The following is a 24,025-nucleotide window of genomic DNA, read 5'->3' as shown; positions in this document are numbered from 1 at the left end:
AATGAGAAAATTTGCCAATGCATCTAGTACAGTGTATACCGATACGGTTTTAATAGCTAACAATAGATATAGCTATACGGGAAAAGCGATTAGTGTATCAGGTAAGCCATTACTAGTTAGTAAAGTGTTGACTGTAACAACGACTGAAGATGTAACGGAACCGAGAGAATACAAAGTGTTTGAGTATGGAAGTTCCAGAATCAAATGGGATGCTGTGAAGCTTTTAAGGAGTTATTCTATTACAGATCGGTTAGATGTTGGTGCATCTGCCGATATTTTTTTACCTTAATAGAAGTGTACTCGAAAAGTCTATTTAAAAACCCTAATGATTATAAAGAGTTTTTGTTACAACATAATGGGATGGAAATGTTTGACGGTATTGAATTACTTTGCACAGAAGGAATTATTGATTACAATGAAGTCCAAAATTTCCCCGAGGGATACGTCTTAATTGGATATCATTATGATGGGAGATATGTCATTGACACAAACAGATCAAGAAAAGGATTAGATTATATGTTATATCTAGATTCAATTGATAATATTGAAGATGCAGTTAACTTAGATTCCAATTTTGAGATATGGTTTGACATGTTAGTGTCTTTTAACGGGACGAAATATTGGGAATCGAGTTCGAAGCATCCAATCAGTTAAGGTCAGGGTTTGTCAGTCGTGAGATTGTTGTCCCACTGTGAAAGTTTTAAGGTCGGTTGCTAGTACTTTTGCGGTGCTTGTATCACGAATATCCCCAGGAACTGCAGATTTAGATCCGTCTCGAATCGATTTGCCTTGGTTACATGATCCCAATCTGCTTCAGTGACTTTTCGAAACCTTTAGGGCCGCCAAGTTGTTGCAACAATATGTTCCCAGCAGTATTATCGCTGTAACGAATAGCAGCTGCCTGTATCCACGTGTTTTTCTGTGATTGGAGAATATGTAACAAGATCGTCTTTGTCAATTAAGTTTTTCTTCAGGGCAGCAGCTGCGGCTAGAACTTTATAGGTTGATGCTTAAGCAAACCGTTCATTTGGCCGATAGGCGATAGCCTTGTTTATACCTGTGTCAATTACAACGCCAAGCATAGCATCAAATCATTTCTCAAGCTGAACAAATTTTATAGTAGTTATACGGCTTGGCATTTTTGTTTCTCCTATAGCTTTTGCTTCAGCATGCGTTGATCCGTAAGAGGGTTTAAAACCAGTAAGGCTTAAACATAAAGTCCAATACATATTTCAAAATAAGAGTAAAATCGATATATTTCCAATGAAATGTTCCCCATGACTGTTAGTTTAACAAAACCCTTTTCATTCATCTTGTTTTCTGTTTTTTTATAAGTTAAGAAGGCATTGAGGGTAGAAGGGGGAACAAAATAGAAAAACACCTATTTTAAAGGTTAGCCTTATGTGAAATGTTACATCATTGATCATAGGGCAAGCGTAGCAGATTTTTATAATTGCATATATTTCCACCATAGGGCATTATTTAAAAGGATGGCACGAAAGTCATCTACATGGGCTTGATCAACTGTGATGGGAGTGTAATAGATGCAAACGAAAAAAGTTTATCTCTATGTATTTCATACAATGTCAGACTGGGAATATGGCTATTTAATTGCTGAACTAAACTCAGGGAGATACTTTAAAAAAGATGTAGCGCCTCTAAAAGTAGTTACAGTAGGGGCTCATAAAGAAATGATAAAGACGATGGGAGGGCTGAGCATAAAACCAGATATTATCCTTGATAAGTGTACGTTTGAGAGTGAAGATCTTCTGATTTTACCCGGAGGGAATACTTGGGGAGAAGATATTCATCAACCGATCTTAAAAAAAGTTGGCGAAGCTTTACAACTTGGCACGATTGTTGCTGCCATTTGTGGTGCAACCGAGGGCCTCGCGAATTATGGATACTTAGACTCTAGAAAGCATACAAGCAATGATTTATCGTATTTGAAAATGGTCTGTCCTCATTATAAAGGAGAAGCATTTTATGAGATGGGACCTGCAGTATCTGATGAGAATTTGGTCACCGCATCAGGAATAGCTCCCCTGGAATTTGCGATGGAAGTACTGAAAAAATTAGATGTATTTGCACCAGAAACATTGCATTCATGGTATGAGTTAAATAAGACCCAAAAACCAGAACACTTCTTCGAGTTAATGAATACAATAGATTGATAGAATCAGTACCAATGCTCCAGAAATGATGGGGCATTTTTTTATGATGGAAGAAAGCGATACAATGGAAGCAGGGTGATTCAAATATTTGAAACAATAACAGCATCTGGAACGTATTGTAATAAGAAAGCTAATGATCGACTGCTCAATTTGCTTTCTTGTTTGATGCTGTTCATGCTGTGAAAGGGGGATGAAAATGCAATTTCATCAAATCCAAAACGGAAAACAAAACAATCATCTTAAATGGCTGGCGGCTGTTTTTTTCAGCTGGGGAACGTTCGTTTTTGCGCTGTTTTTTGCAACTTTTGTCGGTTCAATGGCACGCCAGGCAGGAGCTTCCAAGCTCTTGCAGCAAGGTATCCAAGCAGGCTTAGTGACACTAGTTACTGTCCCGTTGCTCTACATTATTCTTAAACGGTTTTCTAGTAGACCATTCTGCTCTCTCGGACTGTCTGGGTGGCGGCAAGCCATTCCGAAAGCCATTATGGGAGCAATGTATGTGATTATTCTTTCTGGATCTGGATTTGCTATCGCTCATTTATTAGGGTGGATCAACATTACACGATTTCACTTCTCTGGTCATTTGGTTACAGTATTGCTCTTAAATATGATAATCGCTTTCTTTTATGAAGCTTTTCCAGAGGAATTAACTTTTCGAGGTACGGTGTACTACGCTCTAAACAGGCGGTTTAACTGTTTTATAGCTTTATTCCTGCAGCCGATCCTATTTGTGCTTGCACCTATAACTGTAGGTGGTTTGCAATATATAGCAGGAATTGAATCACCAGCTATCACATTAGATTACATCATTTTATTGTTATCTTTTGGATTCATCCTTCAACTTTTGCGTATTGTAACAGGAAGTTTATGGACATCTATCGCCTTTCATCTAGCTTTTCTCGAAAATTCTCGGTTTTTCGTCCTGCAGGGGGAGGAACGCTTTATAACCTACGAAGAAATTATGCCGGGTACAGGAGCACTGTTTGTCATCTTTTGTATGTTGCTTTTTGTCGGTACTCTGCTATTAATACCAGCAGTAATAGCTCGCTGTTGGCGTAAGAATAAGAGAAACGGCGAAGGTGTTTAATAGAAACAAAAATACAGTTTATACACAATAGGATATAAATGTTTACTGTGAAAATGTTAACCTTTATTAATGAGAATATGGATATGTAAAATGAGTTTTCCATTCTATTCTTATTTCTTGCTCATTCGTTGTTAATATTATTCGTCTAATTTTAGAGCGCAAGTGTTTGGACGGCAAGTGTCGAGGTAAACAGTAAGGAGTAAAAATGTCTATTTTAACAATTGTTGAGATCATCTTAGTGTTAACTGTATTAGGTTTATTCGCATGGACTTTCAAAAGAATGCTGGGTACACGATGCATCTGCTTGCAGCTGAAGTTTTTGAGTATAAAACAACATTCCCAATTTAAAACAACTTCACAATATCATAAAGCTAAACAGAACGGAGGGATCGTCATGAAAATCTTAAATTTTTTAAATACATCATTTTTTCTTTGAAATACATGCAACAATTATCACTAATGGGAAGTTTCAAACGGATTATGTCTTTGATAATAACGTTTCCGAAAAATGGAAACAAATAAAACCGGTTTTAATTTTAAATATTGGAGGAGTAAACTAGGGCATACTCAACTATTTTAAGAAAAAATTAAAAGCGAGCAAAGTATTACATAAAGAGCATTGTAGCTGCCTTCATTATTGATTCAGGGGCTCTATATTTCTGCGGAATTAGAACATTCTAAGTTAAATCATGTATTTAACTACGTTCACAACAAGTATAATGGCCGCTGATCCGAACAAAAAATACGCAGAACTCGTTTGTTTTTTTAAAAGTGCCTCCACCCCCATTAAAACAAAGAGAAGTGCAACTAGTACTTGGAGAGAGGTTAAGAGGAAAACACTTTGATTATATAATGAATACACGCACAGTATTAAAGCTACACATGAAATGAAAAATTTTGAAGCTTTAAGCAAAGAACCACTCCTTGCAAAGTTTTTATTAAAAGCTTAACACGTTATGCACTGTCCTTGGAGAGACTAAGGAATCAAGATAAAAGAAGTATTTTAAAAAATGTAAAACAAAAAGACCATGAATTTAAAAATGTTGTTTTTAATCCCGAATCGCCGGCGCTCACGCAAGAGTTCACCTTATTTGACTAACTACCTTCATGGCGCTTAGAAGATGATAATAGCAGGAAGTGAGCTTAAACCGAAGTGTAATGTACAAGTGAAGTAAGAAAGGGAAAATCAAATGTGGCCATTAAAAAGGTGTTGAATTGTATTGTATAGAAAGAGATGGTGAACTGAAAAGTATTGTGCTGAAGGATTTGTTGAAAAGAAAAGGATTTAAAAAAGGGGTGACAAGTCATAAAAAAACTAGTTGTAATTTCCAGTATTCTGGGAATCCTGTTATCGGCCATGGGACAATTTTTTGGAATTTTAACCGATTTCTTCATACCAGGTGTTGCTCGGTTTATAGGTATCTTAGCGGGAATTCTTGTGTTACTTAGTCTAAAGTCGAGAAGTACAGAAGTGCAGTCGTTTATCGTCGGCTCGAGTACTGCGTTAGGAATAATGGGTGCGGGAATGTTATATTTTCCAGCTGCGATTATCAATGTCTTGATTGGCTTCAAGTTAAACAAGAAGGTAAAAGAAGAAAAAACGAATGAGCAGGGTTAGAGAGTAGAAATGAAATCATCATATGAAGAGTGAGGTTTATATGGATTTAAAATTTTACAGGCTTTTTAGAACAAATGAAGTCGAGTTTTTTCAGGTACTACAAAAAAAAACTTCAAACATTTACGGTTATATCTTAATTGTTGATTCAAAAAGAAAAGAAAAGCTGTGTGATAATCCAGTTTTAATTGGTATAGAGGATGAAAATGAATACGAGGGTTCCTCCAACTTTCTTCAGGTCATTGCATTCACTGAAGAAAGATATCTTGATGACTTTACAGCTGATACCTTTTCTTTTATAGATGGCCTGTTAAACATGAAACCAGATTGTCACTTCTTTATTAAAGAACACGTATATAAAACCAATTCTGAGTTGCTGGACTTTGATTTTCCTTTTGATATGACACCTATTGTGGACTTCATTAAACCATATGCACTAGAGATAAACAAAGACATCAAGCTTAACAATATTAGCAACAGTGATTTCAATTACCTTTCACAAAAAAAATGAAGTTGAAAGATGATAATTGATTTTTATTAATTCAGAATTGCTTGGCTTTACTTTGAAGGGGGTCGAGTAAGATGGATAAGAAAAAGGATGAAATACAAAGAACATATAGGGAACAAATGAGGGAGAAGACTGAACAAGAAAAGGAAGATAGCAGTTCACATACTTTTGAGATTGTTATTGTACTAGCCATCATTATCTTGATGTTTTTCTTTAATTCAGTATTTAAGGCTTTTTAGATAAAAAAATCCTTTTTCGCTAGCTGGAAAAATTCAAGGTGGGAAAATTGTTCATACATAAGCAATTATTATTTGAATTCTGCCGAAGTATAAGCACTATGCAATTGTATTACAAAAAGCAACCCGGTTTTACAAGTAAAGCTGCCTGCAAGTGGCTTGCTCACCAACCTAAACGCCAGCCATTAAAGCTAATGTCTCACATGCAGACATTAGCTTTTTTCATTGTTTAATAGACTGCAGTCAGGATTCTAGAAGACGCACTCATAACAGCCGTCTCCTATCATACGAGGTCAACAAAAATCACACTTTCTGTCGTGATAATTTAAATGTGTTCATAAAAATGCCGCAGCATATCAGCAGTGCGCCGATGATGATGTACATGGTGATCTGTTCGTGCAATTGCAACCATCCAAAGAATAGAGCCAAAACTGGGACGAACATTAATGCCATGGATGCTTTTGACGCTTCGATTTGATTGAGCACCCAAAACCATACGACAAATGTAAAGCCTGTAGAAAGCAAACCATTAAACAGCAATGACCAAACCGCCTGATATGACCACTCGGCTGAATGGACCGGCTCCAATATAAAGGAAAACATCAACAACATGACGGCTCCCATCAGTAGATGCCAGGCATTCATATGAATGATATCGATATGCTTGAATTGAAGCTTGCTAAACACATTCGCAATTCCCCAGCTAAGCGCTGCCGCAAGGACGCACAGTTCTCCAAATAAAGCACTTTGATCGACATTTAGCATTTCTTTTCCAAAAATGAATAAAAGTCCGGAGAAGCCGCTTATCAGCCCGATCGTTTTATATACATTCATTTTCTCGTTTAATGTAAAATGGCTGATCACCGTAACAAATATAGGCATCGTATACACCAAAACAGAGGTTTTCCCTGAATCGACAAACTGCATTCCATACGTTAAGATCCCCATATAGCCCAGGCCCATCAGCAGGCTCATGACGATATAGCTTTTGACATATTGTTTTCCAATTGAAAGTTTTTTTCTTTGAATGAAGAGAATGAGAAATAAAGGAACCGCCCCGATGAACAGACGTAATGCTGAAAATAAAAGCGGGGGAATGTCATGAATTCCTACTTTCATCGCAACCCAAGTATAGCCCCAAATAAGTGTGACAGATATGATTCCCAGCATGACTTTTACCATTAATAAGCCGCCTTTCTTGTTTAAATATCGTGCTGGTTTCTATCATATGTTACATTTGTATATAACTGAAATACATTTTTATTATTGGGGGTATAACCAAATAGTTATGAATATGAACCATCTTCACATATTTATAAAAGTCGGGGAGAAATTGAACATTACAGAAGCGGCAAAAGAATTGTTCATCTCTCAGCCGGCGGTAAGCAAAGCGATAAAAAACCTCGAAAACTCGCTCCAGCTCAAATTATTGATCAGGGATAAACATCATGGTTTAATGCTGACTGACGTCGGAAAGGAAATTTTGCTGCTGGCGAGGCAAATGAAGGGGATTGAAAGCAAAATATATCAAGTAGCCAACAGGGAAAACAAGCTGTTAAGCGGGAAGGTGAAAATCGGTTCATTTCCTGCTGTTTCAACAAATATCATGCCGCAGGCGATTGCGGCATTCAGATCAAACTACCCGCTGATCCGCATAGAATTGGTCGAGGGGACCTCTGATCAAATCAAAGGGTGGGTCGAGGATCGGACGGTTGATATTGGGATCGCGGCATCTCCATTTGACCCGTTTGACTATCAACTATTACGTAACGACTATATGGTGGCGGTCATCCCTCCGCAAGATGATGAATTAAAACAGGAAAAGCATGTCGACCTCAACACATATCAAGATGACCTTATTTTTTGCAAAGGCGGTCATGAAATTGCAATGTCAAATACGTTTCAGCAGCACCATATTGAATTAAAGGAAAACTTGACTGTGCAAAATGCCGAAACCTTGATCAATATGGTCAAAAATAACTTGGGCATAGGCATTATTTCAAACTTTACACTTTCATCTGTTCCGCATCAATTGATCAAAAAAGACATCATTCCCCGGATTACCCGTGATATTGGCGTCATCGCGCACTCATTTGATGAAATAACGCCGGCGGCGCATGAGTTTATCAAGATATTGAAAACAGTCGTCATCTGAATCCGCAGACGTAATAAGGTGATTCTAGTCTAGAAGAGGAGCATAAAAACTCTTAGTTTAAGACGTTTTATAAAAAGTGTTCGAAGACTTTATTGATGTTCTTAAAGGATGGCCAAAGACGATTTCTCCACAATTATTCTATGATCTAACCCTAGAGGAAAATGAATACTCATCGGTAGAGTTTAAAAATAGAAAAAAGCAACAATTCGAACGTTGCTTTTTCATTTTATTTGGTACTTTATACGCTAGGAGAACTTCAACCTAAAAAAGGTTCATCAATCTCTGTCTTTGTGGGATTCTGTTCCTTAACTTGTTTTAACGTCGCTACGATAAGAAAGCTAACAATCACTAACAAAAGCCATGAACTCACCTTTCCTAGGTGAACAAGACTCCATGCCTCGGTTTGGTTTGGATATGTCCAAGCCCCAAAAAACGTTGCGATATTTTCCGCTATCCATATAAAAAATCCAATGAGCACAAAAGAAAGTGCAAGCGGCATACGGTAATGAGTTCCATTCACCTCGTATATGACCCATGTTTTCCAAAAGACAATGATGACAAGTCCAGATAACCACCAGCGTATGTCAATTGAATAATGGTGGGTAAAAAAATTCAAATAAATCGCAGCGGCAAGCGGGACAACTGCAAAAAACGGCGGCCACTTCACCAGTTCAACCTTAAGCCTTCTCCACGCCTGGCAAAGATAACTGGCCACACTTGCGTACATAAAGCCGCTATACAAAGGCACCCCGAACATTTTGGAATATCCTTCTTCTGGATAAGACCAGGAGCCCATATGGACTTTGAAAAGTTCAAGAACAAGCCCAATAAGGTGGAACAAGGTGATTACTTTTAATTCATCTCGTGTTTCAAGCCCGGAACGCACCATCAGCCCCTGCATGAAAACGCAAATGATGAGCAGCCAATCATACCGCGGCAAGAAGGGAAGAGGGATGATTTGTGTGATAGCCAAAGAGGCAAAAATAACGACAGGAAACAAACACGAAAGGGCCTGTTCCCAGCCAAAATGAAAGAGTTGTTTTAACGCTCTCATGATATGTGCCTCCAAACTTTTTTTCTGATTATATGTAAGGCACGCATAGATGGATATAGCGTTACGTCCATAGTGTCACCGTGTCCTCTTTATGAATCTTGTGTATCTTCATCACTTCGGTATTCCAAAATATCTCCAGGCTGGCATTCTAAAGCCTTACAAATCGCTTCTAAAGTTGATAATCGAATGGCCTTTGCTTTTCCGTTTTTCAATATCGAAAGATTAGCCATCGTGATGCCGACTCTCTCCGAAAGCTCTGTTACGCTCATTTTCCTTTTAGCAAGCATCACATCAATATTGATAATAATTGCCATGTTCATCACCTCAGACCGTTAAGTCATTTTCTGATTTTATATCAATCGCTTCTTTTAACAGTTTTTGAAGAACAGCAGCAAAGACTGCAATCACCATTGAAGCAAAAATAATGACCAATCCGATGACTATGATACCCGGGGCGTCGTCTATCTCGGCCATCAGATAAAAGATCGGCATGCCTGCTGCATACAAGATACTGATTGTGACCGCACAGTATTTTATATTCTTTAAAGATCTTACAGAAATGTTTGAGAAAGCTTTGTTCTTGTCAATATAGCTTAAAAGTTTGAACGCTTGATAAAGAGCAAAGTAAAAAGGAATCGCCGTTACATACAAATAGATGAAAACGAGATATTTGATATAAGCGATATTTGGAACTAATTCCGCTGCATAATTGGCTATCTTCGGCACCGCAAAAATGCACAAAGCAAGAATCGGAAGTCCGATAAGAATTACGGCAATCTTTAAAAAGAGTGTTGAGACTCGATTCATAAAAAGCACCTCACTGATTTGTTGTCATTTTGAATTTAACACGATATTTATCGTTTTACAATAAAAAAATATTAAGTTAGATTATTTTATTGTTGTTATTACATCTTTATCATTTTAGTCTATTTTTAACTTGGCAGCGAATTGAACCAGAGAACAATTAAAGTTATAGCTCACTTATGTGGTTTTTCTATTACTCAAAAATAAGCGAATCAACATCTAAATATTCAAACAAGCGATAGGAGAAATACATCAAAGAATAAGCTGATGCCCATACTAATGGTCGGGAGGTAAACCGACTTATGATACAAATTTGGATCACTGGCCTTTTATTATTGGCTCAACCGAGCGAGCCGCCTGACAGCTTAACAGTCACACAGCAAGGGCGGACGATAGCTACTGTTACCCGTGAAAACTTTACAATGCCTCTTCCTGGTACTCCAATGATTGACCATGAAAAATACCGTAAATTGATCGAACAGCTGGATCAGGAAATTTACCGGGAGCCGGCTAATGCTGTGCTTAACGAACAGGGAAGCATTGTCCCGGGCAGGGTTGGTTACAGACTTTATCAACAGGCGTTTAAGGAAAAGTTTTATGCCTATTTCTATGGCCATGGCCCCTCCAAGGTAGAAGTGCCGGAATTGAACATATATCCGAAAGTTGACAGCGAGCTGCTTGCTCACATCAGTACACATCAGCTCGGTCAGTACGTAACGTATTTTAATTCGAACAATAAAAGCCGTTCACACAATATTTCTCTTTCTGCAAAAGCGATTAACAATCATGTTGTTTTCCCTAATGAGACGTTTTCGTTTAATCAAGTTGTTGGGATGAGAACTCAAGACAAAGGATACAAGAGTGCACCCATTATCGTTAAAGGTGAGTTGTCTGAAGGTGTAGGCGGAGGAATTTGCCAGGTATCTTCAACACTATTTAATGCAGTCGATCGTGCGGGGATGCGAATCGTTCAGCGCTATTCTCATTCAAGAAGCGTACCATATGTTCCGTCCGGACGTGATGCGACAGTAAGCTGGGGAGGTCCAGACTTTCTCTTTAAAAACCAATATAACCAGCCAATATTAATTCGGGCAAAACGGTATGGAGGGAGTATGATTGTTACGTTGTACTCTTCTGATATGATCAATAACAAACTGAGAAAAGTCCCTAAAGCGCCATCTCAAATACCGAAAGAAATAAATGCCGAGCGGCAATAGGATACTATTATTGGACAAGCGAATGGAGGGATAAATGAAGTGAAGAAGGTATTATTTTTCTTATATGTAATATTATTTGCGTTTACTTTTGTTCAATCAAATGCGCACGCTCTTACTTTTACGGTGTTGCCGATTACACAAAAAACGGAACAGTGGTCAGTAGAAGTAAGTGAAGCAAAAAATACAAAGGAATTTGCGGCACCTAAGAAAGGGAAATATAATGTTTATTCCTTGGAAGTCAACAATATTGGGAAAGAAGCAGCTACGGTGGATGTGCAATTGTATAGAAATGATCCTGATTCAATCACAAGGTTTTCACTTTTTGGATGCCCCGATGAAAATTGTGTAAAACAAATAGATGATGCTAAAACGTTAGCTGAAAGTTTAAACGATGGATCGCCGTTGAGGTTCAAGCATTTTATGCTGGCAGATAAAGCCTCTGAATTAGAAATTGTTATAATCTGGACGCAAAAAGGGCAAGAAGGACGTAATTTAAAACAGACCTTTAAATTCACTGAAGATGGCGTTAATTAGGCGTTAAAGCATCTTATTATAAAATTTGTCAGTCATTGAAATAGAATATTCATATTTCTTTTCTTATATAGATGAGATGAATCAGCATTAAGCATACTGCGGAGAAAGGAAAGGAAAGGGAAGAGGGAGAGTAAAACTGATAAGATGGGAAGGTTTTGATGATTAAATCCATTACTTTGCCAGAGGAAAAAACGAAAATAACAGTTGGAAAACCAATCAAAGATGAGTCAAACATCAAAGTTACTGCAATTTTTGACTATAGAGAAGAACCAGAGGAGGCTTTTTGGATACACTTATCTGATGGAAGTGAAATGTTTGTTGGCGATCACAAAGTCTTTATTGAATACGAATAGAAAAGTATTGAAATGAACAAGCAGTTGAATCACTTCCTGCGCATTTTTAGCTTGACATTGTAAAGATAAAGACTGTTACACCTTTGAAAAACCAAAAAAGCACCTCAGTTAATCATGAAAGCCGTTAATTTCAAAATTCTCTATGTCAAGATTTAGGTTTTTCAGTTGTTTCAACAGAACTTCAAATTTTAAACAACCACCATTTTTTAAATCTTCTGGAATATCTTCAGGATGAGCAATTTTCATCCCGGACTCAATCCATTGTTTGCGATACAATTGAAATGCAGCCTCAATTAAATGATCCGGAGTGACAATAAAGCCTAATCTTACATCATGGTCCTCACTGTAGCCAAACTCAAAATCGCAACATGGACAAATGTCAAACGTTTTTTGATACTCGCCTTTATACAAAGGACTTTGACTTAATCCTTTATATCCGCAAATTAAACATGAATATAATTTTTCTCTCAAATTAGTCCCTCTTTTATCTGTTGGAAATTAATGGTAATACCTTACTATTTTGTGGTTCTGCTGATAAGAATTCATTGATCTAATTATATACTTATTTTATCCTTATCATTGAATCATAAGGATAAAATAAGTATAAAAATTATTCAACAAGCTATTGTTAGCGAACTTAAGGGTGCCTTAAGGTGTTGGAGTAATGGAAAAATAATAAGCCCACTCTCATGAGGCGGGCTATATAGAATGCTCTTCTCCTTAACCTCCGACCGGCCTTTCAGCAACTTGGATGCTAGATGGTGAATCTGTACTCATTGCGTTAAAGCTGCTCCACTTAAAATCACAGTTAAAATAGATACGCAAAGCACTATTTTTTTCATAAGATTCCCTCCACCTGATTCATTTTCTGTTCAGCCCAAATCTTTTCATTGAAAAAGCTTGTAGCCTCTTCAAAAGCACCTATTGTTTCAAAACTTTTTGCGGCGAAGTAAGCTAATTCATCAACACTTTCACTCTCAGTATTCGAAAATATCTCATAAAGATATTATCATAATCTTAGGGATTAATGTAATAATTTTGAAGGTTATTGACTTAATGAAACAAAACATGCATTTAAAGCATGTTATAAGTTTTAACTTTCCTTTAATTGAAGTTTAAAAAGTTTAGAGCAACCCTCTGTTGGCTCACTTGCTCTTTTTAATTATCTGTAACATTTTGATCGCATTTTCTACTAAAAGAATGAGGGAAGTGAGGAAAAACATGAGAAAAAAGAACAATAAAAAATGGCTATTGCTGATGACTGTATTTTTGGTGATCTGCATCGTATCAATCTTTGTAATAATGTCAGAAAACAAAGTAAAATATGAGGGCAGCGGAAAAAGCGGAATATGGGTTTCTAACCTTGAAAAATCAGATAAAACTTCAATTGGTCCTAATTACTTTTTGAATTTGTACTGGCAGGGAAGTAAGAAGGACGAAAAAAGAACTGTTGTTGAAAAAATCACTTTATACATAGATGGTAAAAAATATGATGACAGAGAAGATTATGATTTATCAGAGTATACAGGTGAAGAAATGCCAGATGGAGGTTATATGGAAGACCACATCGCTACCTTTGATTTTATGCCTGAAGAGGAAGTAATAGGACATGATCTAGTAGTTAAAGTGGAGTGGAAGACCGGGGAGAAAAAACAAACAGAAGAAATGAAATTACATAAGAAATCATGGTATTAAAGATAGCCGACTTGATGAAGACGAGCAGCAATTCTCAATGTTCCAATCCTTGAATCACTTTGGAAGTGGCTTGTTTACCGAAAGACGTGGTTCAATTCAATCTTTTATCGCTGTTCAATTACATAAAAGAAGAATAGCTGTTTAAGGAGGGGGAAAATGAAATCATTAACTTTTTCTATCCAGTTTGACTGCTGTTGGAATCTCAATCTTTGGCCAATGGATAGGAGTTCTTGATGATTCTTATGCTGTTGGCAATGCTTGGTTTGCAGGTGTTTTAGCTGGATTAATTACACTTCTTATTTTGATGACAGTCAAGTGATGACAAAAAGTTACATCATAATTGTAAGTACAATTTTAGGCACTCTGGGAGTAGGGTTTTTATATCTCTCAGCTGCAATCATCAACATTTTTATAAGTATTAAACTGGACAAGAAAAAGAAAGAAGAAGACCTTAATTGATTTATTTAATTTTTAGGAGGGGAAGTGTATGGATTTACCCACATGGGCTTATATCATAATGACAATCTTAGGTGCTGCCGGCGTCATTAGTTTAATGTGGTTCTGTTATTTTTCTGACAAATCCGAAAAATGATAAAGGAGTTTACTTAACACAATCAACTAGCAGTAAATGTTAAGTCGGGACTTTTGTTATTCGGTCTACTAACTTAAATGAAGGAAAAGCTAAAGAAGCATTAGTTCGACGGCTTAATGAAAATGCCACGATGCTGACAACTGCCACAGAGAACAGAAGTGTTTTTCTGAGAAGTGTTAAAACGAAATAAGTTTTATTCAACACCTCTGACCTATGATATGAAGGGGTGTTTTTTGATCCTATAAAATGTACTAACTAATCTATGTACTAAATTTTCATTATAATAAAAATACATTGGCACTAAGTGATGAAACTCCTTCACAAAATCCTAATATAGAAGCTTACACTACATCATTCTGTGCTTCAAGAAGCTCAAGTGAATGATTTTTAGGTGAGTTTACTAATGATGAAAATTGGGCTGGATACATGAAAATAAAAACCAAAATTGTTCTTCAGGCTGCTTTGAAGGTAAAGAATGATGAATAATCGTATCGATTCTGTAAATTTGATTGAATGGGGATTTCACCATTGTATAATGACTTGGCAGTTTGGGTTTTACATAACTAATGCGATAAGGAGGAAAGTGAAATGAAGAAAATTGCGTTTGCTGTTTTGATGTCATTTCTCGTTTTTATCAGCTTAGTTCCAACTGTTGATGCTGCTGTCATTGATCATGACAAAGTAGTAGGTTTCGATGAAGTTGCCCCAACTACTATTTCTCAAAAAGCCGAAAAAAAGTTCCAGCCGTATTTGAAGGTTTATAGCGGCTGTGTACCCTCTCCGACAGTAGATGCACAAGGCAATACAAGTGGCGGGTTACAGCCGACTGGAGCGCCTGAAGGAGATTGCAGCAAACATACCGGACAAGTTTATTCACGTTCAACTTGGTACAATGGCGTGTGGGCAATCATGTATTCTTGGTATTTTCCAAAGGATGAGGCTTCTCCGAGGTTGGGGCATAGACATGACTGGGAAGGAATTGTAGTTTGGGTCGACAATCCGTCTAATCAAAATCCAAAAGTTTTATCTATCGCATACTCCGGGCACGGAAAATTCACGAATGTTCAGCCAAATGAAAGAAATATGAAGGATACACATCCGTTAATTGCATACGACAGCACATGGCCCTTAAACCATGAATTGCATATTAGTGATTAAGTAGGGGGCACTCAGCCATTAATTGGGTGGGAAAACTTAACGCCGGCAGCGAGGAATGCTTTGAATACAACGGATTTCGGTAAAGCAAATGTCCCTTTTAATGATCCTAATTTCATGAATCATTTAGAAAAGGCATGGTTTAGATAAATTCATAATGTATCATGCTGGATTAGTCAGTAGATTAATACGGCATTTTCATAACAAAATGCAGGAATAGATTATAAAGACTTATTGTTAAAGCTTATATTGGTGAAAATTGTGGGGATGGGAAAGTTAAAGATTTATACGGTTATCAGTTGATGAGTTGTACGAATTCTAATAAAAGATTGAATGTAAAGGCCGGTTTGAAACTTGGCCTTTTTGTAATGAGTTGGAGTCTCAAGAATACAATGAACAAGCAAAAAAGAAAGCGTCTCTGGTATGGACAAATTGAAATTATAACAGCAATTTCTACATATAGAAACTGTTTTTTGTATCAGCCCTTTAAATGATGCGGAGAGTTATTGATTTGTTAAAATAAAGATATAGTCACGTTAACTTATTGCGAAAGGGGAATGTTTATGTCCAAGACAGCGATAGTTACAGGTTCAGCAGGCGGATTAGGGAGAGGCATCGCAGAAAGACTATGTAAAGATGGTTTTCGTGTAGTGCTGCATGATATCAATGGAGCACTGCTGAATGAAACGGTTTCAGATTTCAAAGAGAAACACTTTCATGTGATTGGGGTTAGAGGGGATGTATCGAAGCGTGAAAACCAATTCAATTTGGTTAAAGAAGCAGCAGATCAGTTTGGCCGCTTAGATGTTTTTGTAAACAATGCGGGTATTGAGGCTGTTTCTCCATTTTTGGAAATCACAGAAGAACAACTGAATAGATTGTTTCAGGTTAACGTGAATGGAGTTGTCTTTGGCACTCAAGCAGCCGCTGATCAGTTCATGAAACAAAAAACAAAGGGGAAAATCATTAACGCATGCAGTATAGCTGGTCACGAGTCATTTGAAATGCTGGGCACATATTCAGCGACGAAGCATGCGGTGAAGTCTTTTACACATACAGCTGCTAAAGAGCTGGCAAAGTATAAAATAACGGTGAATGCTTATTGCCCCGGAGTCGCAAAAACAAAAATGTGGGACAGAATTGATGAAGAAATGGTAAAACACAGTGATGACCTGCAGCCAGGGGAAGCTTTTGAAAAATTTTCTTCGGAAATAGCCCTGAAAAGATATCAAATCCCCGAAGATGTTGCTAATCTAGTGTCATTCTTAGCTTCAGATGCCTCTGATTACATTACCGGTCAAGCCATATTAACTGATGGCGGTCTAGTTTATAGATGATAAAAAACTAAATGATATGTAAATAGAAAACCGATTTTGAAACTTAGTATGATCCGATTCAATTTATTCTTTTTACTTGCGATAAACTGGTATAATAAGAAAATTGATTGAGAAGTGATTGTGAAAAAGACAATACACTTTTTGATAAGAATGGTTTGACCAGTTCTGGGCTTGATGAAGGCAACAAGATCGGCCTATAAGTAAAAAAGAGGCTCGGCGTTTTTTACGCAGGCCTCTTTTGTGTCAGTAGCCAAATACCAGTGTTGTGCTCTGTGATCCGGCATATTTCGTGACAAATTCTTTTGTATACTGCGGCGTTTGGACACGGTAGCTATAGTTAGATCCGGGATTCCAGGAAGTAAGCGGAGAGGTTTGCTTGTTTAAAGACGGGTAGCTGCCTGTATCCTTGAAATAGCCAGTGCCCTTGTCATCGAGGATTCCGCCTTTTTCACTGCCTTTCCCAAAGTAGTTATATTCGGAATATATTTTTGCTTTTGTGGCAATGGTAATCGCTTGGTTAAAGTTGTTGCTGTAATTGTTTTTAACATGAAAGTATCCGTATCTCATGAGGCCCGGGCCTCTTACATACAAATTCTCAAAATAATTATTAGCGATTGTCATGTGGGGATAGCCGTCATATTGATGCTGTGAATCGTCAGGGTATCCCAAAATCAAACCGTATTTATGATTCGCGAATTTTGAGTTGCTGATTGTGATATAATCTGCTGATTTTCCGATATACAGGAGCTTGTCCAAATCACTTCCGCTTGCGCTATAGCTGTGGCCCGAAAATGTGACGTGGTCAATCCAATAGTTGATGCCGGAATCTAAATAAAGCTGGATATCATTATTTCCGTTAATCTGCGGACTGTGTTCAAACGTCAGATTTTGAAAAATGACGTTTCCAGAAGCAGATGAAGTTGTTAAATAAATATTTTTCAGCGTTTTTTTCGCGTAAGAGCCTACGAGTGTTTTATTTGAGCCAATGGTGACTGTTGTTTTCGAAGATGCGGAAAGATCATTCTGAAGAACTAAAATTTTCGGAGTTGATCCTCCTAGATGGTTTTTTAAATCATTAACGTTTTGAATGTAAACAATCTGGCCGTTTTTTCCGCCCGTTGTGCTCGCTTTAGAAATGCCTTTTTCATTTTTAGCATTTCCGGCAAATCCTAAAAGGCCATTCGTTGAGGTGTTTGGAAAATCGACAGCTCCAAACGCTTTTCCAGGCAAGAGAACCAAAAACAAACTAAACACGGCGAACCATAAACAAAATCGTTTCAGCATAATTTGCCCCTTTCAATTAATAAATTTCCTTGCGGAGATTATTATTACAGTTAATGGAATGGAATAATAGGTTCTATCTTCCTAATTAAAGCCGGGTTATTTCAAAATAAACAGATTTCGTTAAAAGACATACTATCAATTGAAATAGAAGAAGGGATTGATACACCGTTGACTGCAGCAGCTTATCGAAACACCTTGCTTTCACTTTTATGTTTAACAGCTGGAATCGTGGATGTAATCGGGTATTTAAGTCTGGGACATGTGTTCACAGCGAATATGACTGGAAATATTGTATTGTTGGGGTTAGCGATCGGCAAATCCCTTGAGGTCACAGTTTTTAATTCTTTGACCGCGCTAATCGGATTTATATGTGGCGTGGTTATTTCAACACTGATGGTCGGAAAGGCAGAAAATACCCTGTGGCCTACTGCGGTGACAAAAGCGCTTGCGCTTGAAGCTTTCATTTTGTTTGTCTTTGCTTGTCTTTCTTTTTATTCGGCTTTTGTTCCTGTATACATCCTTATTATTCTCATGAGCATATCGATGGGGATTCAAACAATAGCAGCTAAAAAGCTGGGGATCGCAGGTATTTCTTCAACTGTGTTGACCGGAACACTGGCTTCTCTTTTAGAGGATTTGTCCGGCCGTTTGTTTTTTAAGAAGCAGAAGAAGACATTTTTAAGAGATGCTGTGTTAAGAGCGCTGGCTATTATCTTATATTGTGTGGGGGCTATTATTGTGGCTTTCGCTGAGCCTGATTTTTATGACATCATCATTTGGGTTCCGATCGTGCTGATATTTGGCATCATGATGACAGCTAAGTTGAAACTGAGCGGGGAAAAATAACTTTTCCTCATACTGTTATCGAGCCAAAAACGCGTTTCATGTCCTTTATTGCTATGCGAATTTTGCTCAGTAAATAAAATAAGAAATTCGGCTGATGTGCATACTCATTCATTCGTATTGGTTTTTTCATAAAACGCTTCCTTTGATATAGGAATGATAGTGATTATGTATGAAAACCATCTATGAATCTATTTCCTCTTTCAAACCAGATGGATTGAGTCTTATAATGATAATGATTCTCATTTAAAGTCTGGATTGAGGAGGTCATGTATGAAAAAGAAAATCAGTGCATTTGTTAGCGTGGTTTTGTTGATGATCCTTTATTTTTCCCCGCAAGCTTCGGCGGCATATGACGACCTGCATGAAGGCTATGCAACGTATACAGGGTCGGGTTATTCAGGAGGAGCTTTCCTGCTGGATCCCATTCCTTCCGATATGGAGATTGCTGCAATCAATCCGGCAGATCTCAATTACGGGGGAGTGAAAGCGGCACTCGCAGGCTCTTATTTGGAAGTCGAGGGGCCAAAAGGAAAAACAATGGTCTACGTTACCGATCTGTATCCTGAAGGCGCTCAGGGAGCTCTTGATCTGTCACCTAATGCTTTCCGTAAAATCGGCAATATGAAAGATGGAAAAATCAACATCAAATGGCGTGTTGTCAAAGCCCCAATCACAGGGAATTTCACGTACAGGATCAAAGAAGGAAGCAGCAGGTGGTGGGCTGCAATCCAAGTCAGAAACCACAAGTATCCTGTTATGAAAATGGAATATGCTAAAGATGGAAAGTGGGTCAACATGGAAAAAATGGACTATAACCATTTTGTCAGTACCAATGTAGGGACAGGCTCTCTCAAAGTCAGAATGACGGACATCCGCGGAAAGGTTGTGAAAGACACCATTCCGAAGCTGCCTGAAAGCGGAACGTCCAATGCATATACAGTACCGGGCCATGTACAGTTTCCTGAATGAAAAATACGAAACAGCGGACCTTTTCCCGCTGTTTTTTCATTTTTAATATAAATAGTTATCAATCCTCAGCATCTGCATATAAAAATTTTTTAATCATATTTACTTGCTGCTGCATTGGATAACTGGTATACAGTCTGCTTGAAATCCGAATCGGATCCCCGAAAAAGTATCTTTCGTAGTGAGTTTGCCTTGTTCCGAATGAACTCATGGTTAAATCCCACGCCAAACGGAAAATTCTCACACGCTCTTCAGCATTTGCATTGTTTGCTTGGAGGTATTGGTCAAGATCTTCCCGTATCTCTGAGTTAAACGCATTTTCTGTCGGCAGCGTCACCATTCCGCTAGCCCCAATTAATTGAATGATTTCCGTTAATCGGGGATATAGAGTAGAAATGACCGTACTGACGACTTGAAGCGGGATCAAACTGGGACGCATATAGCCGCACTCATCTAACTGAGCGTCATTTTCTGATTTGTCAATGAGTGCTTTAATGGTTTCCACTCCCACAATGATCTCAGAGAGTTTTTCTTGTATATGCTGATATTCAGAAACATTAATCGTCTCGACCAGCAGCTGCGCGACTCCTAATAGAAATTCAATTTTGATCATTTGCCTAATCGCGACCTGGTGAAAGGTAAAGGCATGAAAGGAGCTTTTTGTCATAAAATCTTTAGCTGCTTCCACATTATCATAAAAAAACACACGATCCCATGGCACTAACACGTGATCAAAAACAACGATTGAATCCATTTCTTCATATCTTGAGCTTAAGGGATGATTAAAGGCAGATTCGCTTACTACAAATGATTCTCGTGTGATGAATTTGAGGCCTTTTGTATTAGAGGGTATCGAAAAAGCATAAGCTTCATCTGTTTCAAAGAAAAATTTAGGTGCCGAAAAAACCAGAATTTCATCTGTTAACCCGCCTTGGGTTGCAAGAAGACGTGCGCCTTGTATAATTAAGCCTTTTTCAGTTCTATCGATAACTTTAGCAGATATCGGTTTTTCGCTGATCTCTAAATAAGACTGTGACCGGTTCACTTGGGGCGTAATGAAGGTATGGGTAAAGGAAAGATCATGCTTAGCAGCTTGCTTATACACGTCTAGTATATGTTCCGGAAAGCAATTCTCTTTACCTCTTAAAAGCTCTGCTGAAGATGCAAAGCTCATCATAACTGTATTCATGTAATCAGGACTTCTCCCCATCATCCCGTGAGTATGTCTGGCCCAATGTTCAATCATGTTCCTTCTTTTTCTCAAATCACTCTTGGTTTTAGGCTGAAGGTAAGAGAGACCGATAGGATCATGTTCTCCAGGAAGGCAATAAGTCATTTCATTCATGACCTCATCCTTCGTTTGCAAATCATAAAGCGAGCTTTTCGTTCTGATGATCCCTTTAAATGCAGGATGATCGGAAATATGCCCCGCTATTTTTTCGCCATCATACCATACTTCGTTTTCTAGTTTATTCAATCGGTCAATGAATTCTTTTCCATTGATGATCCCCATTTGACGTTTCCTCCTTCAAATAGCTGTGTATTGTCATTATATTTTCGAAAGAACAGCCTGTTCAGTCTATTTGAAATCGGAAAAGCCTTTTTTAGTATGCCTTAATAAAAGCAGTGAAAAAGAACAATTTGAAATACCTAAGTAGACAAGGCAGCAGATGTCTCGCACGGTTTTTCTGCCATGTCCAGATATGCAAATAATTGGATTGTTCATCATGCTGATAGCACTATAAACTTTATTAAACCTGTCGATATTATTGACATGGGTGTAAGTGAATTACACTTAAATGCTCGAACATTACATAGTGCAGAAAGGGAATCGACACATGAAAGTGAAAACAAAATTGCTGGGGATTATATCAATATTAGTTATTTCAATCATTGGAATTGGAGGCTCCTCAGTTTTTATGATTTCTTCTACTGTGAAAAAGAATGAAGAACTTAAAGACAAAATGGAATTCCAAAAAGAAATGAAACACATCCAATATCGATTGACCGGTTTATCAAATGATGAAAGAGGCTTTCTGATTACCGGAGACAAAGAATATGACGAGGGAATGAAGGAAAAAGCAGACGATGTCTTAAATAGCCTTGATCGGGTCAATGACTTGGTTGATGAAGAGAATGATCAATCAAATATTGAAGACATTAAGACAAGTTTCACTCAGTATAGAGCTTTAAATCAGCAAGTGGTAAAAGCCTACTCTTCGGATCCTAAAAAAGCAGAAACCATCCATTTTGGAGAAGAAAGAACGTTAAGAAAAGAAGTCCTAGATCCGGCTGTCGATAAGCTTTCTGACCATCTGGATCAAGAGGTCGAGGATCTAAAAGGTGAAATACGCGCCAATGGGGAAATGAGTCAATGGTTCATCGGCATTGTCACAGGGATATCAATTATGTTAGGCATTGTTTTAAGTTTATTGCTGTTAAAGTCTATTATGGTGCCATTGAGAAGCATGAATAAGCAGCTGGAGGAAATTGCCCACGGAGACGCTGATTTAACTAAAAAAGTCATTGTGAAAAATAAAGACGAATTTGGTCAGCTTGCTCAATCTTTCAATTCTTTTACCCAATCATTAACACAAATTGTGAAGCAGATCAGCAGTTCATCTGAACAAGTTGCCGCATCTTCCGAAGAATTATCGGCAAGCGCGGAAGAATCAAAATCAACTTCTGAGCATATTTCCGGAGCCATGCAGATGGCTGCAGACAGCAATGTAAAACAAAGCTCAATGACAGAAAAAAGTGCGGAATCCATTAGTGAATTATTAGACAGTCTCTCATCTGTTGCTTCAAATACAGGTAACATAGCGGATCTTTCTTCTTCGATGAGAGATAAAGCTGAAATAGGGTCTAAATCCGTTAACAAAATGTTAGAGCAGATGAAGTTCATTGATACATCTGTAGATTCAGCCGGCAATGGTTTGCAGGCATTGGTATCAAGCACAGCAGAAATCAGTGATATTTCTTCGCTTATCACAAATATATCCGAGCAGACAAATTTGTTGGCCTTGAATGCAGCGATCGAGGCGGCCAGAGCCGGAGAGCAAGGAAAAGGTTTTGCTGTGGTGGCCGAAGAAGTTCGGAAATTGGCCGATGAAACAAATAAATCTGCCAATCACATCCAATCGGTGGTAACAACCATCCAAAATGAATCAGTTGAAACGGTGAATAATATCAAAGTTGTTCAAGAAAATGTAAGCTCAGGTATTGTTCTTTCTCAAGAGACAACAGGGAATTTCAATGAAATATTGAACCTTGTGGAACAAGTCGCTTCACAAATACAAGAAGTGGCAGCGGCAACTCAACAGCTTACATCCGGCGTTGAAGTGATTCAGCATACAGTTCATACATTGGCCGCTGGCACAAAGGAAACGTCAGCAAATACAGAAGCGGTTGCGAAGTCATCACAGGAACAGCTCAATTCAATGGAGGAAATCTCCTATGCTGCTGAATCTCTATCCCAGTTGGCGGAAGAACTTCAAACCGTCATTAATCGTTTTAAATATTAATTAGGTTGCATTTCTTTAAACCCCATCTTATTCGGTGGGGTTTTATGTTTATGAGGGAGCTGATTTGGGGATCGTCATTTTCATTGTGATTGTTTCTTCAAACGGAGCTGACTTGCTTTTTAAAGTTAGCTCCGTTTGAATGACTAGTCCAAATTTTGATCAATCGTTCCTTCAAAATAGTCATCACTGACTTGTTCATGAGTTTCAGCCAATCCTTTTTCCAATTGCGTGGTTCCTTTATAATCGGAAGGTTCGAAAAATCTTCCAGCAACTTCCGTGGTGTCATTTATGTTTTCTTTATTATGAGTGTGGTTTTCAGTTTTTACATTCTCTGTCTTATCACCTGCGTTTAAAGACTGCTGAAAATCATACTCCTTGTCTAATGAAGAATATCTTTTGTAGTCATCCGGTCTGTCTGCTCCATTTTTTTGCGTCACTTTACTCACTCCAGATTGTTGAAATTTTATCGTGTCATACGGGATTCATGCAAAAACTTATCTTGTTCTTTTAGGATCAGAACCATGTTTTTTAGGATCATCTGCTTTAAAAGCTGTCTCAGTCTCATGGTCATTTCTTATTTGTTCAATACTTGAATTTTGAATTCCTTTTTTACTCATAGGTTTCACTCCTTTACGAAAAGTGTTGAATATCAACTCTTCTTATTCTGTCAGTTAGGCAGGTATTCATTCGCTTTTTTTCGTTGACTCTTTCTCATTTAGGCAAGAGAGTCAATTTCATGCCAGTCGTATTTTTTAATATAGGCAAAGGTCATTTTTGAAGCCTTTCGTTAGTACTGTATATGAATAGGCTGTATAAAGGTGGGGAACTGCTGAGTAATAGAAGGGGAAAAAAAGAACAAAAACGCATCATATTATTTTGTGACATTATG

25 protein-coding genes and 6 pseudogenes are annotated in these 24,025 nt (G+C 37.8%); 18 read left to right on the top strand and 13 right to left on the bottom strand.

Annotated elements, in window-relative coordinates; genetic code table 11:
* Position 1 precedes the first annotated feature (1 nt).
* Positions 2-289, top strand: coding sequence for a hypothetical protein (locus ABZM97_RS10615; RefSeq protein ID WP_253268372.1), 288 nt, complete (start codon positions 2-4; stop codon positions 287-289).
* A 32-nt stretch (positions 290-321) separates the two neighbouring features.
* Positions 322-654 (top strand): annotated as a pseudogene (locus ABZM97_RS10610) (SMI1/KNR4 family protein); the annotation flags it as partial.
* 33 nt (positions 655-687) lie between these two features.
* On the opposite strand, the pseudogene ABZM97_RS10605 reads toward ABZM97_RS10610, so the two are convergent.
* Positions 688-1,279, bottom strand: a pseudogene (locus ABZM97_RS10605) (serine hydrolase); the annotation flags it as partial.
* A 265-nt stretch (positions 1,280-1,544) separates the two neighbouring features.
* Here ABZM97_RS10605 and ABZM97_RS10600 point away from each other — a divergent pair.
* Together ABZM97_RS10600 and ABZM97_RS10595 are read left to right on the top strand one after the other, a co-directional pair.
* Positions 1,545-2,174, top strand: a complete 630-nt coding sequence (locus ABZM97_RS10600) for a type 1 glutamine amidotransferase family protein (protein ID WP_202327516.1) — start codon at positions 1,545-1,547, stop codon at positions 2,172-2,174.
* A 196-nt stretch (positions 2,175-2,370) separates the two neighbouring features.
* Entirely contained in the window at positions 2,371-3,261 is an 891-nt protein-coding gene (locus tag ABZM97_RS10595) for a CPBP family intramembrane glutamic endopeptidase (protein WP_367386834.1), read from the top strand.
* A 682-nt stretch (positions 3,262-3,943) separates the two neighbouring features.
* On the opposite strand, the gene ABZM97_RS10590 is transcribed toward ABZM97_RS10595, so the two are convergent.
* Positions 3,944-4,174, bottom strand: a complete 231-nt coding sequence (locus tag ABZM97_RS10590) for a hypothetical protein (protein WP_087993962.1) — start codon at positions 4,172-4,174, stop codon at positions 3,944-3,946.
* 525 nt (positions 4,175-4,699) lie between these two features.
* On the opposite strand from ABZM97_RS10590, the gene ABZM97_RS10585 reads away from it, so the two are divergent.
* From ABZM97_RS10585 to ABZM97_RS10575, 3 genes are all read left to right on the top strand, one after another.
* Positions 4,700-4,879 carry a permease gene (locus ABZM97_RS10585; RefSeq protein ID WP_242519854.1) on the top strand — a complete coding sequence of 60 codons (180 nt, stop codon included), beginning with the start codon at positions 4,700-4,702 and terminating at the stop codon, positions 4,877-4,879.
* 40 nt (positions 4,880-4,919) lie between these two features.
* Positions 4,920-5,387 (top strand): hypothetical protein, encoded by a 468-nt coding sequence (locus ABZM97_RS10580; RefSeq protein WP_202327518.1) that lies wholly within the window; start codon positions 4,920-4,922, stop codon positions 5,385-5,387.
* A gap of 71 nt (positions 5,388-5,458) precedes the next feature.
* Positions 5,459-5,623 (top strand): hypothetical protein, encoded by a 165-nt coding sequence (locus ABZM97_RS10575; protein ID WP_087993944.1) that lies wholly within the window; start codon positions 5,459-5,461, stop codon positions 5,621-5,623.
* A gap of 300 nt (positions 5,624-5,923) precedes the next feature.
* On the opposite strand, the gene ABZM97_RS10570 is transcribed toward ABZM97_RS10575, so the two are convergent.
* Complete coding sequence (locus ABZM97_RS10570) at positions 5,924-6,802, bottom strand: DMT family transporter (RefSeq protein WP_087993943.1); 879 nt, start codon at positions 6,800-6,802, stop codon at positions 5,924-5,926.
* Between the two features lie 100 nt (positions 6,803-6,902).
* Here ABZM97_RS10570 and ABZM97_RS10565 point away from each other — a divergent pair, with 100 nt between their 5' ends.
* The gene (locus tag ABZM97_RS10565) at positions 6,903-7,775 is read left to right on the top strand and encodes a LysR family transcriptional regulator (protein ID WP_087993945.1); all 873 of its coding nucleotides are present in this window, start codon (positions 6,903-6,905) and stop codon (positions 7,773-7,775) included.
* Between the two features lie 256 nt (positions 7,776-8,031).
* On the opposite strand, the gene ABZM97_RS10560 is transcribed toward ABZM97_RS10565, so the two are convergent.
* The 3 genes from ABZM97_RS10560 to ABZM97_RS10550 all read right to left on the bottom strand — a co-directional run bounded on the left by ABZM97_RS10560 (position 8,032) and on the right by ABZM97_RS10550 (position 9,636).
* A complete protein-coding gene (locus tag ABZM97_RS10560) occupies positions 8,032-8,829 on the bottom strand; it encodes a DUF817 domain-containing protein (RefSeq protein WP_087993942.1) in 798 nt (265 codons plus the stop codon).
* Positions 8,830-8,918: 89 nt separating this feature from the next.
* A complete protein-coding gene (locus ABZM97_RS10555) occupies positions 8,919-9,143 on the bottom strand; it encodes a helix-turn-helix transcriptional regulator (RefSeq protein WP_003220412.1) in 225 nt (74 codons plus the stop codon).
* A gap of 10 nt (positions 9,144-9,153) precedes the next feature.
* Positions 9,154-9,636, bottom strand: coding sequence for a DUF2975 domain-containing protein (locus ABZM97_RS10550; protein ID WP_087993941.1), 483 nt, complete (start codon positions 9,634-9,636; stop codon positions 9,154-9,156).
* A gap of 299 nt (positions 9,637-9,935) precedes the next feature.
* On the opposite strand from ABZM97_RS10550, the gene ABZM97_RS10545 reads away from it, so the two are divergent.
* The 3 genes from ABZM97_RS10545 (at position 9,936) to ABZM97_RS10535 (ending at position 11,737) form a co-directional block, all read left to right on the top strand.
* The gene (locus ABZM97_RS10545; RefSeq protein WP_202327527.1) at positions 9,936-10,850 is read left to right on the top strand and encodes a VanW family protein; all 915 of its coding nucleotides are present in this window, start codon (positions 9,936-9,938) and stop codon (positions 10,848-10,850) included.
* A gap of 39 nt (positions 10,851-10,889) precedes the next feature.
* Positions 10,890-11,384: a hypothetical protein gene (locus ABZM97_RS10540; RefSeq protein WP_367386833.1), complete on the top strand. Its 495-nt coding sequence runs from the start codon at positions 10,890-10,892 to the stop codon at positions 11,382-11,384.
* A 158-nt stretch (positions 11,385-11,542) separates the two neighbouring features.
* Positions 11,543-11,737, top strand: a complete 195-nt coding sequence (locus ABZM97_RS10535; RefSeq protein WP_367386832.1) for a hypothetical protein — start codon at positions 11,543-11,545, stop codon at positions 11,735-11,737.
* A gap of 108 nt (positions 11,738-11,845) precedes the next feature.
* Here the strand turns inward: ABZM97_RS10535 and ABZM97_RS10530 are convergent, their stop codons facing one another.
* The 3 genes and pseudogenes from ABZM97_RS10530 to ABZM97_RS10520 form a co-directional block, all read right to left on the bottom strand.
* A complete protein-coding gene (locus ABZM97_RS10530; RefSeq protein WP_087993938.1) occupies positions 11,846-12,208 on the bottom strand; it encodes a hypothetical protein in 363 nt (120 codons plus the stop codon).
* A gap of 249 nt (positions 12,209-12,457) precedes the next feature.
* Positions 12,458-12,579, bottom strand: a pseudogene (locus ABZM97_RS10525) (PhrK family phosphatase-inhibitory pheromone).
* Positions 12,576-12,716: pseudogene (locus tag ABZM97_RS10520) on the bottom strand (aspartate phosphatase); the annotation flags it as partial. The pseudogenes ABZM97_RS10520 and ABZM97_RS10525, both read right to left, overlap by 4 nt.
* A gap of 242 nt (positions 12,717-12,958) precedes the next feature.
* On the opposite strand from ABZM97_RS10520, the gene ABZM97_RS10515 reads away from it, so the two are divergent.
* The 4 genes and pseudogenes from ABZM97_RS10515 to ABZM97_RS10500 all read left to right on the top strand — a co-directional run bounded on the left by ABZM97_RS10515 (position 12,959) and on the right by ABZM97_RS10500 (position 16,516).
* Complete coding sequence (locus ABZM97_RS10515; RefSeq protein ID WP_367386831.1) at positions 12,959-13,432, top strand: DUF4944 domain-containing protein; 474 nt, start codon at positions 12,959-12,961, stop codon at positions 13,430-13,432.
* A 184-nt stretch (positions 13,433-13,616) separates the two neighbouring features.
* A pseudogene (locus ABZM97_RS10510) lies at positions 13,617-13,891 on the top strand (hypothetical protein).
* Between the two features lie 721 nt (positions 13,892-14,612).
* Positions 14,613-15,329 (top strand): annotated as a pseudogene (locus ABZM97_RS10505) (NPP1 family protein).
* A gap of 413 nt (positions 15,330-15,742) precedes the next feature.
* The gene (locus ABZM97_RS10500; protein WP_367386830.1) at positions 15,743-16,516 is read left to right on the top strand and encodes an acetoin reductase; all 774 of its coding nucleotides are present in this window, start codon (positions 15,743-15,745) and stop codon (positions 16,514-16,516) included.
* Between the two features lie 243 nt (positions 16,517-16,759).
* Here the strand turns inward: ABZM97_RS10500 and ABZM97_RS10495 are convergent, their stop codons facing one another.
* On the bottom strand, positions 16,760-17,797 hold the full coding sequence (locus tag ABZM97_RS10495) for a polysaccharide lyase family 1 protein (protein WP_087991916.1): 1,038 nt from the start codon (positions 17,795-17,797) through the stop codon (positions 16,760-16,762).
* Between the two features lie 171 nt (positions 17,798-17,968).
* On the opposite strand from ABZM97_RS10495, the gene ABZM97_RS10490 reads away from it, so the two are divergent.
* Together ABZM97_RS10490 and ABZM97_RS10485 are read left to right on the top strand one after the other, a co-directional pair.
* A complete protein-coding gene (locus ABZM97_RS10490; RefSeq protein WP_367386829.1) occupies positions 17,969-18,646 on the top strand; it encodes a YoaK family protein in 678 nt (225 codons plus the stop codon).
* A gap of 270 nt (positions 18,647-18,916) precedes the next feature.
* Positions 18,917-19,615: an expansin EXLX1 family cellulose-binding protein gene (locus tag ABZM97_RS10485; protein ID WP_289347472.1), complete on the top strand. Its 699-nt coding sequence runs from the start codon at positions 18,917-18,919 to the stop codon at positions 19,613-19,615.
* A 58-nt stretch (positions 19,616-19,673) separates the two neighbouring features.
* On the opposite strand, the gene hpaB is transcribed toward ABZM97_RS10485, so the two are convergent.
* Positions 19,674-21,125, bottom strand: a complete 1,452-nt coding sequence (hpaB, locus tag ABZM97_RS10480) for a 4-hydroxyphenylacetate 3-monooxygenase, oxygenase component (RefSeq protein ID WP_253268371.1) — start codon at positions 21,123-21,125, stop codon at positions 19,674-19,676.
* 325 nt (positions 21,126-21,450) lie between these two features.
* On the opposite strand from hpaB, the gene ABZM97_RS10475 reads away from it, so the two are divergent.
* Positions 21,451-23,136 carry a methyl-accepting chemotaxis protein gene (locus ABZM97_RS10475; RefSeq protein WP_087991889.1) on the top strand — a complete coding sequence of 562 codons (1,686 nt, stop codon included), beginning with the start codon at positions 21,451-21,453 and terminating at the stop codon, positions 23,134-23,136.
* Positions 23,137-23,279: 143 nt separating this feature from the next.
* Here the strand turns inward: ABZM97_RS10475 and ABZM97_RS10470 are convergent, their stop codons facing one another.
* Both ABZM97_RS10470 and ABZM97_RS10465 read right to left on the bottom strand, forming a co-directional pair.
* Positions 23,280-23,573 carry a YozQ family protein gene (locus ABZM97_RS10470; protein ID WP_087991890.1) on the bottom strand — a complete coding sequence of 98 codons (294 nt, stop codon included), beginning with the start codon at positions 23,571-23,573 and terminating at the stop codon, positions 23,280-23,282.
* 57 nt (positions 23,574-23,630) lie between these two features.
* Entirely contained in the window at positions 23,631-23,753 is a 123-nt protein-coding gene (locus tag ABZM97_RS10465) for a biofilm-forming protein (protein ID WP_087991891.1), read from the bottom strand.
* Between the last annotated feature and the right edge of the window lie 272 nt (positions 23,754-24,025).

Source organism: Bacillus vallismortis (assembly GCF_040784915.1).
In the GTDB taxonomy this organism is placed as follows: Bacteria; Bacillota; Bacilli; order Bacillales; family Bacillaceae; genus Bacillus; species Bacillus subtilis_G.
Note: the sequence above shows the minus strand (reverse complement) of the source record. Positions and strands in the feature narration are given on the sequence as shown.

Excerpts from the sequence above, each read along its gene's own strand:
- ABZM97_RS10615 (WP_253268372.1), top strand. The coding sequence starts at position 2 with ATGAGAAAATTTGCCAATGCATCTAGTACAGTGTATACCGATACGGTT.
- ABZM97_RS10600 (WP_202327516.1), top strand. The coding sequence starts at position 1,545 with ATGCAAACGAAAAAAGTTTATCTCTATGTATTTCATACAATGTCAGAC.
- ABZM97_RS10595 (WP_367386834.1), top strand. The coding sequence starts at position 2,371 with ATGCAATTTCATCAAATCCAAAACGGAAAACAAAACAATCATCTTAAA.
- ABZM97_RS10580 (WP_202327518.1), top strand. The coding sequence starts at position 4,920 with ATGGATTTAAAATTTTACAGGCTTTTTAGAACAAATGAAGTCGAGTTT.
- ABZM97_RS10575 (WP_087993944.1), top strand. The coding sequence starts at position 5,459 with ATGGATAAGAAAAAGGATGAAATACAAAGAACATATAGGGAACAAATG.
- ABZM97_RS10570 (WP_087993943.1), bottom strand. The coding sequence starts at position 6,802 with ATGGTAAAAGTCATGCTGGGAATCATATCTGTCACACTTATTTGGGGC.
- ABZM97_RS10560 (WP_087993942.1), bottom strand. The coding sequence starts at position 8,829 with ATGAGAGCGTTAAAACAACTCTTTCATTTTGGCTGGGAACAGGCCCTT.
- ABZM97_RS10555 (WP_003220412.1), bottom strand. The coding sequence starts at position 9,143 with ATGGCAATTATTATCAATATTGATGTGATGCTTGCTAAAAGGAAAATG.
- ABZM97_RS10550 (WP_087993941.1), bottom strand. The coding sequence starts at position 9,636 with ATGAATCGAGTCTCAACACTCTTTTTAAAGATTGCCGTAATTCTTATC.
- ABZM97_RS10545 (WP_202327527.1), top strand. The coding sequence starts at position 9,936 with ATGATACAAATTTGGATCACTGGCCTTTTATTATTGGCTCAACCGAGC.
- ABZM97_RS10535 (WP_367386832.1), top strand. The coding sequence starts at position 11,543 with ATGATTAAATCCATTACTTTGCCAGAGGAAAAAACGAAAATAACAGTT.
- ABZM97_RS10515 (WP_367386831.1), top strand. The coding sequence starts at position 12,959 with ATGAGAAAAAAGAACAATAAAAAATGGCTATTGCTGATGACTGTATTT.
- ABZM97_RS10500 (WP_367386830.1), top strand. The coding sequence starts at position 15,743 with ATGTCCAAGACAGCGATAGTTACAGGTTCAGCAGGCGGATTAGGGAGA.
- ABZM97_RS10485 (WP_289347472.1), top strand. The coding sequence starts at position 18,917 with ATGAAAAAGAAAATCAGTGCATTTGTTAGCGTGGTTTTGTTGATGATC.
- hpaB (WP_253268371.1), bottom strand. The coding sequence starts at position 21,125 with ATGGGGATCATCAATGGAAAAGAATTCATTGACCGATTGAATAAACTA.
- ABZM97_RS10475 (WP_087991889.1), top strand. The coding sequence starts at position 21,451 with ATGAAAGTGAAAACAAAATTGCTGGGGATTATATCAATATTAGTTATT.
- ABZM97_RS10465 (WP_087991891.1), bottom strand. The coding sequence starts at position 23,753 with ATGAGTAAAAAAGGAATTCAAAATTCAAGTATTGAACAAATAAGAAAT.